14 protein-coding genes are annotated in these 14,670 nt (G+C 76.6%); 8 read left to right on the top strand and 6 right to left on the bottom strand.

Annotation, left to right across the window (positions count from 1 at the left end):
• Positions 1-149: 149 nt before the first annotated feature.
• On the bottom strand, positions 150-572 hold the full coding sequence (locus D459_RS0126225; protein WP_017595971.1) for a MerR family transcriptional regulator: 423 nt from the start codon (positions 570-572) through the stop codon (positions 150-152).
• A 234-nt stretch (positions 573-806) separates the two neighbouring features.
• Here D459_RS0126225 and D459_RS0126220 point away from each other — a divergent pair, with 234 nt between their 5' ends.
• Positions 807-1,550: a spermidine synthase family protein gene (locus D459_RS0126220; protein WP_017595970.1), complete on the top strand. Its 744-nt coding sequence runs from the start codon at positions 807-809 to the stop codon at positions 1,548-1,550.
• 63 nt (positions 1,551-1,613) lie between these two features.
• On the opposite strand, the gene D459_RS0126215 is transcribed toward D459_RS0126220, so the two are convergent.
• Positions 1,614-2,279 (bottom strand): TetR/AcrR family transcriptional regulator, encoded by a 666-nt coding sequence (locus D459_RS0126215; protein ID WP_017595969.1) that lies wholly within the window; start codon positions 2,277-2,279, stop codon positions 1,614-1,616.
• Between the two features lie 79 nt (positions 2,280-2,358).
• Between D459_RS0126215 and D459_RS0126210 the strand changes: the two genes are divergently transcribed.
• From D459_RS0126210 to D459_RS0126200, 3 genes are all read left to right on the top strand, one after another.
• On the top strand, positions 2,359-4,131 hold the full coding sequence (locus tag D459_RS0126210) for an ABC transporter ATP-binding protein (RefSeq protein ID WP_017595968.1): 1,773 nt from the start codon (positions 2,359-2,361) through the stop codon (positions 4,129-4,131).
• Positions 4,128-5,951: an ABC transporter ATP-binding protein gene (locus D459_RS0126205; RefSeq protein ID WP_017595967.1), complete on the top strand. Its 1,824-nt coding sequence runs from the start codon at positions 4,128-4,130 to the stop codon at positions 5,949-5,951. Before D459_RS0126210 ends, D459_RS0126205 begins: the two co-directional genes overlap by 4 nt.
• 332 nt (positions 5,952-6,283) lie before the next feature.
• Positions 6,284-7,378 carry a C45 family autoproteolytic acyltransferase/hydolase gene (locus D459_RS0126200; protein ID WP_017595966.1) on the top strand — a complete coding sequence of 365 codons (1,095 nt, stop codon included), beginning with the start codon at positions 6,284-6,286 and terminating at the stop codon, positions 7,376-7,378.
• Between the two features lie 48 nt (positions 7,379-7,426).
• Here D459_RS0126200 and D459_RS0126195 read toward each other — a convergent pair whose 3' ends face one another.
• Positions 7,427-8,029, bottom strand: a complete 603-nt coding sequence (locus tag D459_RS0126195) for a response regulator transcription factor (RefSeq protein WP_017595965.1) — start codon at positions 8,027-8,029, stop codon at positions 7,427-7,429.
• Complete coding sequence (locus D459_RS32895) at positions 8,026-9,162, bottom strand: sensor histidine kinase (RefSeq protein ID WP_017595964.1); 1,137 nt, start codon at positions 9,160-9,162, stop codon at positions 8,026-8,028. The genes D459_RS0126195 and D459_RS32895 overlap by 4 nt, the downstream gene beginning before the upstream one ends.
• A 381-nt stretch (positions 9,163-9,543) precedes the next feature.
• Between D459_RS32895 and D459_RS0126180 the strand changes: the two genes are divergently transcribed.
• A complete protein-coding gene (locus tag D459_RS0126180) occupies positions 9,544-10,005 on the top strand; it encodes a DUF4333 domain-containing protein (protein ID WP_017595962.1) in 462 nt (153 codons plus the stop codon).
• A gap of 87 nt (positions 10,006-10,092) precedes the next feature.
• Here D459_RS0126180 and D459_RS0126175 read toward each other — a convergent pair whose 3' ends face one another.
• A complete protein-coding gene (locus D459_RS0126175) occupies positions 10,093-11,598 on the bottom strand; it encodes an MFS transporter (RefSeq protein ID WP_017595961.1) in 1,506 nt (501 codons plus the stop codon).
• Positions 11,599-11,694: 96 nt separating this feature from the next.
• On the opposite strand from D459_RS0126175, the gene D459_RS0126170 reads away from it, so the two are divergent.
• Both D459_RS0126170 and D459_RS0126165 read left to right on the top strand, forming a co-directional pair.
• Positions 11,695-12,408 carry a TetR/AcrR family transcriptional regulator C-terminal domain-containing protein gene (locus D459_RS0126170; protein ID WP_206540806.1) on the top strand — a complete coding sequence of 238 codons (714 nt, stop codon included), beginning with the start codon at positions 11,695-11,697 and terminating at the stop codon, positions 12,406-12,408.
• A gap of 218 nt (positions 12,409-12,626) precedes the next feature.
• On the top strand, positions 12,627-12,956 hold the full coding sequence (locus tag D459_RS0126165; RefSeq protein WP_017595959.1) for a DUF4333 domain-containing protein: 330 nt from the start codon (positions 12,627-12,629) through the stop codon (positions 12,954-12,956).
• A gap of 403 nt (positions 12,957-13,359) precedes the next feature.
• Here the strand turns inward: D459_RS0126165 and D459_RS0126160 are convergent, their stop codons facing one another.
• Positions 13,360-13,977 carry a TetR/AcrR family transcriptional regulator gene (locus tag D459_RS0126160; RefSeq protein ID WP_051065547.1) on the bottom strand — a complete coding sequence of 206 codons (618 nt, stop codon included), beginning with the start codon at positions 13,975-13,977 and terminating at the stop codon, positions 13,360-13,362.
• A gap of 71 nt (positions 13,978-14,048) precedes the next feature.
• Between D459_RS0126160 and D459_RS0126155 the strand changes: the two genes are divergently transcribed.
• Positions 14,049-14,621, top strand: a complete 573-nt coding sequence (locus tag D459_RS0126155) for a GNAT family N-acetyltransferase (RefSeq protein WP_017595957.1) — start codon at positions 14,049-14,051, stop codon at positions 14,619-14,621.
• Positions 14,622-14,670: the final 49 nt, after the last annotated feature.

The following is a 14,670-nucleotide window of genomic DNA, read 5'->3' as shown; positions in this document are numbered from 1 at the left end:
GCCCGCGTCCGGGTGGGAGATCACCGCGAACGTCCGCCGCCGCGCCGCCTCCGCCGCCGCCTCCGCGGCCGGGTCCTGGGCCTTGTCCGTCACCGCGTGCGCCACTCGGGGTGCCTCTCGTTCCTCTGCTCGTGCTTTCCGGGGGTGCTCTAGGTGCCTGCGCGGTGCTCGGCGGAGACGCCGCTCAGCCGCGCGGTGAAGTCCTCGCAGGCCTCCAGCTGCGCGCGCAGCGCCGCGCTGCGCACCTCGGCCGCGGTGCGGAAGCCCTCCAGCCGCTCCAGCAGGGCGCGCCGGGACTCCTCGTCGCCGCCGCCGGCCTCCAGCCGGTCCAGGACGTCGATCAGGGCCCGGATGTCCTCCAGGGAGAACTCCAGCGGCTTCATCTGCTTGACCAGCAGCAGCCGCTCGACGTCGCTCTCGGTGTAGAGGCGGAAGCCCCCCTGCGAGCGAGCCGAGGGCGGCGCGATGCCCACCTCGCCGTAGTAGCGGATGGTCCGCAGCGACAACCCGGTCCGCTCGGCGACCTCGCCGATCTGCATGCGCTCGGCACCCATGCGGAGCACCTCCTCCATGAATCTACTCTAACGTTAGAGTCGGTTCTCCGTCGTCCTCGACGAGAAGCCGGACCTACTGTTCGTCAGGGAGTGTGCCATGCCGCGCCGGATGAGCCGTCCCGCCTGCGGGAAGGACGGCGGCGTCGGCGGGGAGCGGGCGGAGGAGTCCGACTGGCCGAGGCGGACGGGGAGGGCGGCCCGGCGAACCGGGCCGCGGGGCCTTCGACGACGAACAGAACGGACAGGACGGCGATGAACTCCCGTTTCCGGATTCTGGACCTGCGCTCCACGCGCATGGGCGACATCAGCCTCCGCCGCAGGCTGGACCCCGTGCTCGGCCGCGAGGTCCACGAGGTCAAGCTCGGCGAGGAGTTCCTCATGTCGAGCGCGTTCACCGAGGCCGAGGAGGAGATGGCCCGGCTGGCCCTGGCCGAGCCGGGGATCCCCGCCCGGGGGGTGCGCGTCGCCGTCGGCGGCCTGGGGCTCGGGTTCACCGCACGGACCGCGCTGGAGGACCCCCGCGTCGGCGCGCTGACCGTGGTCGAGGCGCTGGCCGAGGTCATCGGCTGGCACCGGGAGGGGCTGATCCCGGCCGGCGCCGAGCTGGCCGCCGACCCCCGCTGCACGCTCCTGCACGGCGACTTCTTCGCGCTCGCCCGCGGGGAGGAGGAGTTCGGGGCGGGCCGGGGAGGGCCCTTCCACGCGGTGCTCCTGGACATCGACCACTCGCCGCGCCACCTGCTCGACCCCGGCCACGGCGGCTTCTACACCCCCGAGGGGCTGCACGCCTTCACCGCGCGCATGCTCGGCGGGGGCGGCGTCTTCGCGCTGTGGTCCAACGACCCGCCGGAGGAGGAGTTCACCGCGGTGCTGCTGGAGGCGTTCACCGCCGCGCGCGCCGAGGTGGTCCGATTCCCCAACCCCCTCCAGGGCGGGGAGTCGGCCAACACCGTCTACCTCGCCTCGGGCCCGCGCACGCCCGCCCCGCAGGGGTGAGCGGCGCCGGGCGCGCGCAGCGGCCCGCGGGCGGAGCCGGAGCCGGGGCGTTGCGCGGGGGACTCAGCCCTTGCCCGGTTCCTCCGCCTCCTCGGGGCGGCGGAGCAGGTCGCCGAAGCCGCGGCGGAGCCAGGCGAAGGCGTGCTCGGTGTTGGCGACCGCCTCGGGGTAGAGCTCCTCGGGGGTCGCGCCGGCGCTGAGGCGGCGGAAGTTCTCCCCGGCCAGGACGTGGCGGACGGAGAGCAACTGGGCGGCGATCAGGCGGGCGGACAGCTCCGAGGCGCCCTCCTCGATGAGGGCCCGGGCCAGCAGCTCCCGGCTCTGCTCCTGGTAGTGCATCTCCCGCACGGCCAGGGCGGGGCTGGACTCGACCAGGCGCCGGATGCGCAGCACCAGCGGGTCGTCGCTGAGCCCCGCCATCGGCTGCCGCTCGGCCAGTGCGGTCAGCAGGTGGTCGCGGACCGCCTCCAGCGGGGTCGTGCCGGGGGCGCGCCCGCGCACCACGGCCGCCGGCTCGGCGATGTGGTGCTTGCCGAAGCCCAGGACCAGGTCCTCCTTGACGGCGAAGTAGTTGAACACCGTCTTCTTGGACACCCCGGCGGTCTCGGCGACCTCGGCGACCGACACGGCGTCGAAGCCGCGCTCCTCGAACAGGTCGATGGCGGTGAGGGCCAGCAGCCGCCGGGTGGCGTCCTTCTTGCGTTCGCGCAGGCCGAGGGGCTCGTTCACGGCGGAGACTCTACCAGGGCGAATATTCCCCCTGGTATAAATTTACACTCGGGGTAAGTTTCTCTGCTAGGGTCGCCGCATGCCGACCCTCCAGGCTCCCCGGCCGGCCGGGCTCCTCCCGCTGCTGCGCGGGCGGGTGCGCCCCTACGCCGGCCCCACCGCCCTCCTCACCGCCTGCCAGCTGGTCCAGGCACTGGGCATGCTCTACCTGCCCACCCTCAACGCCGACATCGTCGACCGCGGCATCGCCGCCGGGGACACCGGACACATCCTGGACCGCGGCGCGCTGATGCTCGCCGCGACACTGGTCCAGGCCGCCTTCGCCGCCTGCGCGGTCTACCTCGGCGCCAAGGTCTCCATGGGGATCGGCCGCGACCTGCGCGCGGCGCTGTTCGAACGGGTCCAGGGCTTCTCCGCCCGCGAGATGGACCTGTTCGGCGCCCCCTCCCTGATCACCCGCACCACCAACGACGTCCAGCAGATCCAGAACCTCGTCTTCATCGCCCTGACCCTGATGCTCACCGCCCCCATCATCGGCGCCGGCGGCATCGTGCTCGCGCTCCGCCAGGACGTCCCGCTCTCCGGCGTGCTGCTGGCGGCGATCCCGGCGCTGGTCGCCGCGGTCGGCCTGATCATCGCCCGGATGGTCGCCCCCTCCCGGCTGATGCAGGACCGCATCGACGAGGTCAACCGGGTGCTGCGCGAGCAGATCACCGGGATCCGGGTGATCCGCGCCTTCGTCCGCGACGCCCACGAGCACCGCCGGTTCGCCGCGGCCAACACCGACCTGATGGAGGTCGCCCTCCGGCTGGGCCGGATGCAGGCCTACTTCGGCGCCACCGTCACCCTGATCGCCGGCCTGGCCTCGGTCGCCGTGGTCGCCCTCGGCGGGCCGCGGATCATCGGCGGCGAGATGCAGACCGGCGCGCTGCTGGCCTTCCTCGCCTACCTGGGCCAGATCCTCATGGCGGTGATGATGGCGATGACCGTGTTCGTCCTGCTGCCCCGCGCCAAGGTGAGCGCCGGGCGGATCACCGAGGTCCTCGACACCGAGCCCACCCTCACCGCCCCCGCCGCACCGGCCGCCGCCCCGCCCCGCGCACCGCGCCCGGGCCGGCTGGACGTGCGCGGCGTCTCCTTCGGCTACCCCGGAGCCGAGGAGCCGGTGCTGCGCGGCGTCGACCTGATCGCCCGCCCCGGGCAGACCACCGCCGTCGTCGGCGCCACCGGCAGCGGCAAGACCACCCTGGTCAAACTCATCGCCCGGCTGCTGGAGGCCGACACCGGCACCATCGCCCTGGACGGGGCCGACGTGCGCGGACTGGACCGGCGCACCCTGGCCTCCGCCGTCGCCCTGGTGCCCCAGCGCGCCCACCTGTTCTCCGGCACCATCGCCTCCAACCTGCGCTACGGCGACCCCGGCGCCACCGACGCCCAACTGTGGCGCGCCCTGGAGACCGCCCGGGCCCGCGCGTTCGTCGAGGCCCTGCCCGAGGGCCTGGACACCCCCGTCGGCCAGGGCGGAAGCACCGTCTCCGGAGGCCAGCGCCAGCGCCTGGCCATCGCCCGGGCGCTGCTCGCCCGCCCCGGCATCTACCTGTTCGACGACGCCTTCTCCGCCCTGGACACCGCCACCGACGCCGCCGTGCGCGCCGCGCTGGACGCCGAGATCGGCGGTGCGGCCCGGGTCGTGGTCGCCCAGCGCGTCTCCACCGTCCGCACCGCCGACCGCATCGCGGTGCTGGAGGCCGGGCGCATCGAGGCGGTCGGCACCCACGAGGAGCTGCTGGCCGCCAGCCCCGTCTACGCCGAGATCGTCGACTCCCAGAACACCACCGAGGAGGAGCGATGAGCACCCCCGTCCGGCCCGGCGAGCGGGCCGCCCGCCCGGCCGCCACCGCGCGGCGGCTCCTCGGCGGCCTGCACCCGGAGCGCAGGGCCATGTCCGCCGCCGTCGCCCTCACCGCCCTGTCCACCGGCATGACCGCGCTCCTGCCGCTGCTGCTGGGCCGCACCACCGACGCGTTCCTGGCCGCCGGGCAGGGGACCGGGGACCTGGCCGCCCCGGCCCGGATCCTGGCGGCCTCGGTGCTGCTCGCCGCCGCCGCGTGGGCCTGCCAGGTCACCCTGGGGCGGCTGATCGCCACCGCCGCGTGGGCCTGCCAGGTCACCCTGGGGCGGCTGATCGCCACCGCCGTGCAGCGCTTCGCCTACCGGCTGCGCGAGGACGCCGACACCAAGCTCTCCCGGCTGCCGCTGGACTACTTCGACGCCCGGCCGCGCGGCGAAGTGCTGTCCCGGGTCACCAACGACATCGACAACATCGCCCAGACCATGCAGGGCATCTTCGCCCGGGTGCTGGGCTCGCTGCTGATCTTCCTGGGGTCGCTGGCGATGATGCTGGTGCTCTCGCCGCTGCTGACCGCGGCGGTGGCCGCCACGGTGCCGCTCACCCTGTGGGCGGTGCGGGCCGCCGCCCGCCGCGCCCGGCCGCACTTCACCCGCCAGTGGGCGGCCACCGGCGAACTCAACGGCCACATCGAGGAGATGTACACCGGCCACGAACTGGTCACCGCCTTCGGCCGGCACGCCGAGTCGGCCCGCGCCTTCCGCGAGCACAACGCCGCGCTGCACGACGCCGGCGTCAAGGCGCAGTTCCACTCCGGCCTCATCGCGCCCGCCACCACCCTGCTGGGCAACCTCGGATACGTGCTGGTGGCCGTCATCGGCGCGATGCGGGTCGCCTCCGGGACCATGACCATCGGCGAGATCCAGGCGTTCCTGCAGTACGTCATGCAGTTCAACCAGCCGGTGACCACCCTGGCCGCGGTCGCCGGGCAGATCCAGTCCACCCTGGCCTCCGCCGAGCGGGTCTTCGAGCTGCTGGACGCCGAGGAGCAGCGCCCCGACCCCGAACCGGCCGCCCCCCGCCGGGGCCGGGCCGCCGGCCGGGTCGCCTTCGAGGACGTCTCCTTCGGCTACGGGGACGAACCGCTCTTCGAGGACCTGTCGCTGACCGCGGAACCGGGCCGCACGGTCGCGATCGTGGGCCCCACCGGGGCGGGCAAGACCACCCTGGTCAACCTGCTGCTCCGGTTCTACGAGCCGGACGCGGGCCGGATCACCGTGGACGGGGCCGACATCGCCGGCATGCCCCGCGGCGAGCTGCGCGCCTCGATCGGCATGGTGCTCCAGGACACCTGGCTGCACGGCGGGACCGTCGCCGACAACATCGCCTACGGCCGGCCGCAGGCCACCCGGGAGGAGATCGCCGCCGCGGCCCGGGCGGCCCACGCCGACCGCATCATCCGCACCCTGCCCGACGGCTACGACACCGTGGTCGGCGACGAGGGCGACGGGCTCAGCGCCGGCGAGCGGCAGCTGGTCACCATCGCCCGCGCGTTCCTGGTGGACCCCTCCATCCTGGTGCTGGACGAGGCGACGAGCTCGGTGGACACCCGCACCGAGATGCTCGTCCAGCGGGCCATGGCCTCGCTGCGCCGGGGGCGCACCGGCTTCGTCATCGCGCACCGGCTGTCCACCGTCCGCGACGCCGACACCATCCTGGTCATGGAGGCCGGCCGCATCGTCGAGCAGGGCACCCACCGCGACCTGCTCGCCGCCGGCGGCGCCTACGCCCGCCTGCACGCCGCCCAGTTCGCGGGCGCCTGAACGGCCGCTCAGGCTCCGGGTCCCGGGCCCGCCGGGACCCGGCCGCCGCCGGTCCGGCCCGGACGCGGCCGGGACCTCCTGCGCGTGCGCGCGGAACGAGGCGGCGCACACCGGCCGCCGGCGCGCCTGCCCGGGAGGCCGCCGCACCGGCTCCGCCCCGGGCACGCGCGCCGGGCCGCCCGGCCCTTCCGCGCCGCCGCCGGCGGCACCATCCTGTTCACCACCGCCACCGACGAATCCGACCCGGAGGGACCGCCCCCGGGCCTGGCGCACCCGCCCCGGAGGCCGCCCGGAACGGCGCGCCCGCCCGCACCGCAGAAACAGGAGCCGCCATGCCTCCCGCCCGCCGCCTGCTCCGCCACGCCTCCGCCGAGACCGCCCCCGCCGAGAGGGGGCGCGCCCTGGGCGCCGCCCTCGCCCCGGCCGTCGGCGCCGCCGCCGACGGCTACGACCGGCTGTTCGCCGCCAACGGGGCCCGCCCCGACCAGGTCCGCGCCTGCGGCGAGCGCGCCCTGGAGGCCATCGCGGCCTGGGCGCCCGCCCTGGCCGAGGAGGTCGCCGGCCTGGCAGAAGGCGCCGGGCTGGAACCGTGGCGGGTCGGCGCCCTCAACGCCCGCACCGAAATGCTCGCCGCCGCGGCGGCCGGCGGGGAAGGGGAGTGCTCCACCTCGGTCCTGCTGCCCGGCTCCGGCGCGCCCCCGCGCACCCTGCAGACCTGGGACTGGCACGAATTCCTCGCCCCGGGCATGCTGCTGTGGACCCTGGAGCCGCGGCCGGGACACCGCGTGCACACCTTCACCGAGGCCGGCATCGCCGGCAAGATCGGCGTGAACGGCGCCGGGCTCGGCGTGCACTTCAACGCCTTGAAGCACACCGCCGACGGCCCCGGCACCGGGGTGCCCGTGCACATCGCCGCCCGCCGCATCCTCGACGAGGCGGCCACCGTCGCCGAGGCCGCCGAGATCGCCCGCTCGGCCCGCTACTCCGCCTCCTCGGTGGTCACCGTCGTCTCCTTCGACGGCGAGCGCGGCGACGCGCGCTGCCTGGAGCTCTCCCCGGCGGGAGTGGCCGAGATCGCGCCCCGGAACGGCCGCCTCGCCCACACCAACCACTTCCTCGACCCGGAACTGGCCCGCGGCGAGCGCGCCGCCGACGACTCGACCACCCGCGCCCGCCTGGAGCAGGTCCGCGCCCGCCCCGACGGGCTCGCCGCCGAGCACCCGGCCGACCGCGCCGCCGCCCTCGCCGGCCACGGCGGCGGCGATGGCGGCGGCCCGGTCTGCGTCCACGGCGACCCCGCGACCCCCTTCCACGAGCGGTGGGACACCCTCGCCGTGATCGCCCTGGACCTGGCCGCCCCCCGCCTGCTTGTCCACCCCGGCCGGCCGTGCACCGCCGCCGGCCGCTGGGAGGACTCCTCGGCCTGACCCCCCGGAGACCTCCCGGCGCGGCCGCCCCGCAGCGGCGCCCGGCCGCTACAGCCAGTCGTGCTCGCGGGCGTAGCGGGCCGCCTCGTGCCGGGACCTGGTCTGGGTCTTCTGCATCGCGTTGGAGAGGTAGTTGCGCACCGTCCCCTCCGCCAGGTGGAGCCGGGCGGCGATCTCGGCCACCGAGTAGCCCTGGCCGGTCTCGCGCAGCACGTCGGTCTCGCGGTCGGTGAGCGGGCAGTCGTCGATCAGGGCGAGCGCGGAGACGTCGGGGTCGATCCAGCGCCGGCCCGCGTGCAGGGCGGCGATGACCTCGGCGATGTGCGAGGGGTCGGCGGACTTGCTGACGAAGCCCTGGACGCCGAGCTTGAGGGCCCTGCGCAGCACGCCGGGCCGGGCGTGCCGGGTGAGCATGAGGACGACCTGGTCCGGCAGGGTGCGGCGGATCTCGGCCACGGCGCCCAGGCCGTCGGTGCCGGGCATCTCCAGGTCGATGACGAGCACGTCGGGCCGGTGCTCCAGGACGGCCCGCGCCGCGGCCTGCCCGTCCTCGGCCTCGGCCAGCACGGCGACGTCCCCCTCCATGGGGAGCAGCGCGGCCATGGCCTTGCGGAGCAGGGCCTCGTCGTCGGCGAGCACCACCGTGGTCATCGGTCGTCCTTCCGCGTGGTCGGGGCGGCGCCGGGGCGCCGCCGGGGGAGTGTCGCGGCGGTCCGGAACAGGCCGTCGCGCTGCTCCACCGCCAGCTCGCCCCCTTCGGCGGCCACCCGGTCCCGGAGGGCGGCGAGCCCGCTGAGCCGGGGGAGGCCGCCCTGCGGGGCGCCGTCGTTGACCACGGTGATGCCGTCCCCGGTGAGGGTGATCCACACCTGTTCGGCCTGGGCGTGGCGGAGGATGTTGGTGGCGGCCTCGCGGAGGACCTGGCCGAGCAGCTCGCCGGCGGGGGCGCCGGCCCCGCGGTCGACGTGCACGCCGATGCCGGCGGCCTCGAAGAGGTTCTTGGCGTTCTCCAGCTCCGCGGAGAGGTTGAGGCGCCGCTGGGCGTAGGCGAGCTCCCTGGTCCGGGCGATGGTGTCGCCGATCAGGGCGCGCACCTCCTCCAGTTCCCGCTCGGCCTGCGCGGTGTCGGCGCGCAGCAGCCTCTGGGCCAAGGTCGCCTTCAGTTTCACCACGTGCAGGGTGTGGCCCTGGATGTCGTGCAGGTCGCCGGCGAAGCGCACCCGCTCCCGCATGACGGCCATCTCCGCCTCCCGCTCCCGGGCCTTCTCCAGCTCTTCCAGGAGGTCCTGGACCGCGTAGCCGAGGATCGCCAGGACCGCTCCGCCCACGGCCACGCACGCCGAGACCAGGACGTACTGGAGCAGCAGCTCCACCGTGCCCTCCCGCGCCAGGGCCAGCTTCGCTCCGATCAGGGCGGCGGCGAAGGCGGCGATCCCCGCGATCGCGGCCCGGCGGTGGCGCGGCAGTTCGAGCACGGTGACGGTGGCCACCACGGCGAAGCCGTAGGAGGAGGTCGAGGCGTCGGCCGCCAGCACCCCGACGGCCCATACGGCCGCGGTGGCGATCAGCCCGGGGAGCGCGATGCGGGGGAGGCCGCCGGCGGACCACCGGCTGATCACCGCCAGGGTCACCACCAGGCCGACGGCCATGAGCAGCGCGTCCCACCAGGACTCGGCGTCGGTCGCCACCAGCAGCGCCCCGACGGCGGAGACCGCGCCGGCCACGATCTCGAGGTTGAGTTTTCGCAGCCGGCCCTGCGTCTTCTCGGTCTGCTCGGAGGTCACACCCGTCCTTCCTGGGAGCGTCTGCGCGGTCGCCGCATGCGCCGCCCCGCCGCGGGCCCTGCACCACGGGAGCGGCCCGGGCGCAGGGCCCGCCCTGCGCCCGGGCCGCTCCCGCGCGCGGAACTCCGGGACCGGCCGCCGGGGCGTGCCCCCAGTCTGCTCACCTCCCGCCGCGCCCACCAGTGACACGGCGTCACGGGTCCGCCCGGGGGCCCGCCGCCGGACCCGGCACGCCCCCGGTCCCGCGGGCCCGGAGCGGGGGCGCGGCGGCGAGCCCGCGCACGGCCGCGGAGAAGACCTGCCGGTCACCGGGAACCCGGGAGAGGGCCCCCACGTCCCAGGCCGAGGAACCACGCCATCGGATGGATTGAGGAGAACGGGATGGGAACCCAGAGCCGGAGCCGGGTGGCCGCGGGCGTCGGACTCGGCGCGCTGGCGGTGCTGCTCACCGCCGGGTGCTCGTTCAGCATCGGCGACGTCGAGCCGGTGGAGAGCGGCGACACCGGGCCGGCGGAGGGCGGCGGCGCCGGGGAGAACGGCGCCCCCGAGGAGAGCGGCGGCGCCCCTGAGGAGGGCGGCGGCGCCTCCGACGCGGGCGGCGGGGCGGGCGCCGTCCCCGCCGACGAGGTCGCACAGCAGGCCGCCACCGTCCTGGAGGAGCAGGTCGGCCAGGCGCCCGACGACCTCACCTGCCCCGAGGACCTCCCCGCCGAAGTCGGCGCATCGATCCGCTGCGAGCTCACCGCGGGCGGCGACACCCTCGGCGTGACCGTCACCGCGACCTCGGTCGACGGCGGCGACGTGGGCTTCGACGTCAAGGTCGACGAGCAGCCCGCGGGCTGACCCCGCCCCTCCGGCGGGGAGCCGCCGCCCCGGCGTGCGTGCACGCGAGCGCACCGGGGCGGCGGACCCGCCCGGCCCGCACCCCGGTCACCGCCTCGGGCGCAGAGCGAGGACGGCGGTCAGCGCTCCCGCCGCCGCGCACCCGGCCGCGGTGAGCATGGTGGTGCTCTGCGCGGCGGTGAACGCGGCGCCGGCCGCCTCGGCGAGGGCCGCGTCCGAGCGGGCCGCGGCGTGGGCGAAGGCCGCCGCCGGCGATGCCTCCGCGCCCGCCGGGACGCCGGCGGGCAGGCCGGCCCGGTAGGCGGCGGTCAGCAGGCCGCCGAGCACCGCGACGCCGACCGCGATCCCCAGCTGCTGGTGGGTGTCGTTGAGCGCCGAGCCCATCCCGGCCCGGTGCGGCGGCACCGCGGCCAGGACCGTCGCGGTCACCGCCGGGCCGGAGAACCCCGTGCCCAGCCCCAGCACGGCCAGCCCCGCCGCGACCGGGGGGTAGCCGCCGCCCGGGGCGAGCACGGCCAGGACGGCGAACCCGCACGCCACCGCGAGGAACCCCGCCGCGATGCTCCACCGCGCGCCGATCCGGCCCGGGGCGCGCCCGCCCGCCGCGGAGCCGGCCACCGTGCCCGCGGCCAGCGGGGCGAGCGCGGCCCCGGCCTGCAGCGCGTCGAACCCCAGCACGAACTGGAGGTACTGGGTCAGCACGAACAGGGCGCTCCCGGTGCCCAGGGTGAGCAGCGCGGCGGCGGCGCTCGCCCCGGCGAAGCGGCGGTCCCGGTAGAGCGAGAAGTCCACCAGCGGCCGCCGGGTGCGGCGCTGCCGGGCGGCGAAGCCGGCCAGCCCCAGCAGGCCGGCCGCGGCCCCCGCGCCCACCCCCGGCCAGCGCGGATCGGGCTCGCCGAGCAGCAGCACGGCCAGCACGGCGCCGCCCATGCCGAGGGTGGCCAGCAGCGCGGACGGGGCGTCCACCGGTCCGGCGTCCGGGTCGGAGGACTCGGGGACCAGCGCCAGCACCGCGGCCAGGGCGCCCAGCGCGAGGGGGACGTTGATCCAGAACACCCCCGACCACGACCAGGCCGCCACGAGGAACCCGCCGAGCACCGGCCCGGCGGCCATCGCGACCGCGGCGACCGCCGTCCACACCGCGAACGCCCTCGGCCGCTCGGCGGAGGGGAACACCTGCACCAGGACGGCCAGCGTCGACGGCATCACCAGCGCCGCGCCGACGCCCATCAGCGCGCGCCCCGCGACCAGCCAGCCCGCCGAGGGCGCCAGGGCCGCGGCCGCGGAGGCCGCGGCGAACAGGGCCAGCCCGGCCGCCGCCGTGCGCCGCCTGCCGTACCGGTCGCAGGCGGCGCCGGCGGCGACCAGCAGCCCGGCGAAGACCACGACGTAGGCGTCCACCACCGCCTGCAGGACCGCGGTCCCGGCGCGGAACTCCGCGGCGATCGGCGGCAGCGCCACCGAGAGCACCGTGTTGTCCACCACGACGAGCAGCAGCGCCGCGCAGAGCGCGGCGAGGATCCACCAGCGCCGCGGGTGGCCGGGGGCCTCGGGTTCCGCGGCCGCCGCCCCGCTCCCGGTCTCTTCCACCATGGCCTGTGCTCCTCTCCGGGAACGCCGGACGCGGCCGGCGGCCGACACAAAGTCCTACACCGTAGGACTATACTCGGTGGTCCTACACTGGAGGACGTGAGTCCGAAGAAGGCCGACACGGCCCCGCCCATGCCCGGCGCGCTCTGGCTGCGCGAACGCCCGCCCCGCCGCGGAACGGGCGGCCTGACCCGCGAGGCGATCGCCGAGGCCGCGGTCGCCGCCCTCGACCGGGGCGGGGCGGGCGAACTCAGCCTGCGCGGCCTCGCCAGGGCCCTGGACGTCCACCCCACCTCCCTCTACTGGCACGTCGCCACCCGCGACGACCTGCTCGACCTGGCGCTCGACGCGGTCTTCGGGGAACTGCTCCTCCCCGAGGCCCCCGGGGAGGACTGGGCCGACGACGTCCGCCGCTACATGCACGAACTGCGCGGCGCCCTGCTGCGCCACCCGTGGTCCGGCGCCCTGGCCGGCAGCCGGCCGCTGCTGGGGCCGGAGGCCCTGGCCCGCTCGGAGGCGCTGCACGCCGCCCTGGCCCGGGCCGGCTTCTCCGGGACGGAGCTGACCGCGGCCGCGGCCGCCGTCGGCAACCTGGTCATCAGCAGCGCCGCGGCCGAGGCCGCCTGGCGTGCGGCAGGGCAGGAGGCGGAGGCGGCGGCCCGCGCCGCCATGCACGCCCACCTGCAGGACCGGGCCGACCGCTACCCGACCCTCGCCGCCCTGTCGGCGGCCCCCGGCGACGGCTGGGCGGAGCACTTCTCCATCGCCGTCGAGACCCTCCTGGCCGGCCTGCGCGGGCGAGCAGGGGCCTGACCGGCGGCCCCTCGGCCTCCTGCCGACGGCCCCGGGGTCCGCAGGGGGAGGCCCGGACGCCCTCCGCCCGCCGGCGCCGCCCATGGTGGCCGCGGTGGTGGTGTGGCCGGTCGAAAGGGGAAGCGGCCGGAAGAGGCCGCCGTCGACCGGGAACCCGGCGGAGGGAGGCCGCGTCCCAGACAAAGAATCACGTCACCGGATGAATCAGGAGAAACAGGATGGGAACCCAGAGCCGGAAGCGGGCGGTCGCGGGGGTCGGGCTGGGGGCTCTGACGGTGCTCCTCACCGCAGGCTGCTCGTTCAACGCCAGCATCGGCGGCCCCGGCGCCGTCCCCGCGGACGAGGTCGCGGAGCAGGCCGCCGCGGCGCTGGAGGAGCAGGTCGGCCAGGCGCCCGACGACCTCACCTGCTCCGAGGACCTCCCGGCCGAGGTCGGTTCCTCGGTCCGCTGCGAGCTCACCGCGGGCGGCGACACCCTCGGCGTGACCGTCACCACGACCTCGGTCGACGGCGGCGACGTGAACTTCGACGTCAAGGTCGACGAGTAACCCCCAGCCCCGCACGCGGGCGCACCGGGACGCCGAACGGCGCAGGCGCCGCCACCGGCGCGCCGCCCTCCCGCCCCGGCCGCGGACCGGCACCCGGAAGGCGGCCGCACCGGGGCGGGGCCCGAAGGCCTCCGCACACGCGCGGCCCCGGCCGGAGGACCTCCTGGACCGGCGGCCGCCCCGATGCCCCTACCGGCCCCGGGGGGAGATCCGGCCGCGGTCTTCGTGAACGGTGCGGGTCCGTCTTTCATCCTCGGGGCCGTCCATGCCCTGCGCCGCTCGCGGCCCTCTTTGCGGCGGATCCCCTGGAGAGCGGGCGAAGGCCGGGCCGCGAATCCGAATGCCTGCCCTGAAGACGGCGGCCGCACACCCGGCTCAAGGCACCCGGGGAGCGGGCCCGGGGTCACACCGCGCCGATGAGCCGGGCGGCGCCGTCCCGGACGGTGCGCTCCCAGCCCAGGCGGGCGGCGGCGACCGCCTCGGCCAGGTGCGGGGCGGAGTCGAGGGCGACCGGGTAGCCGGCCTCCGGCGCCGGGGCGTCCCGGTGGTGGGCGTGCGCGATGGCCAGCCCGGCCACGAGCGCGGTGAGCGAGTAGGAGCGGGCGAGGACCTCCTCCTCCGGCACGCCGGCCTCGCCGATCGCCCGGCACAGCGCATCGGCCAGCCGCAGGTAGGTCGGGCCGAGAGGGGTGCGCGCCAGCACCGCCGGGGCCGCCCACGGGTGCTCGGCCAGATGGGCGAACCACCGGGCGAGCAGCTCCGGCGCGTCCGGCCCGCCGCCGGCGACCCGGTCCAGGTCGCGGGCGAGCACCTCGTCGAGGGCGAGGTCGATGAGGTGGTCCTTGGTCCGGACGTGCCGGTACAGGCTGGACGGGGCCGTCCCGAGCTCCTCGGCGACGCTGCGGACGGAGAGCGCCTCCTCCCCGCCCCGGTCGAGGACGCGGGCGGCCGCGCGCGCGATGCCCGGCGCGCTCAACCGCCGCTCCCGCTGCCGCGCGGACGGGCTGACCCAATAGGACACGGAACCTCCGGATGGTCGACGGCGCCGCCATGGTAGCTTAAGCGATCATCGTTCACTTAAGGAGGCGGGTCATGGCGGAGCGGACCGCACTGCGCGGGCTCTTCCCGACAGAGCACCGAGGGATCGTGCTCAGGCCGCTCGGCGCCGAGGACGCCGAGGAGTACGCCGCGGGGACGCGCGATCCGGAGGTGGCGCGCTTCGCCCACCTCCCGCTGCCCGAGTACACCCCCGACACCGTGCGCCGGATCGCCGCCTGGGAGGTGCCCAAGGGGCTCGACTCCGGCGACCTCGCCGTGCTCTCCATCGTCGACGCGGACGGCGGCGGCTTCCTGGGCAGCCTCGTCCTGTTCGACATCACCGAGCACCAGGCCGAGGTCGGCTTCTGGATCGCCCCCGGCGCGCGCGGCCGCGGCGTCGCGGTGCGCGCCGTCGCCGCGGCCGCCTCCTCCGCCCGGGCGCTGGGGCTGACCTCCCTCGTCGCGCGGACCGCCGAGGACAACCGCGCCTCCCAGCGCACGCTCGCCGCGGCCGGCTTCACCCGCACCGGGGACGCCGAGGAGACGACGGCCCCCAGCGGCCGGAAGGCGGTGACCCTCCGCTACCGCCTCGACCTGACCGGCCCCGCTGGACCCGACCCGGCCTGACCGGCCCCGCTGGACCCGACCGGCTCCGCCGGACCCGACCGGGCCTGGC

Source organism: Nocardiopsis potens DSM 45234, from assembly GCF_000341105.1.
GTDB lineage: Bacteria > Actinomycetota > Actinomycetes > Streptosporangiales > Streptosporangiaceae > Nocardiopsis_A > Nocardiopsis_A potens.
This window is presented reverse-complemented; position numbering and strand designations above follow the sequence as displayed.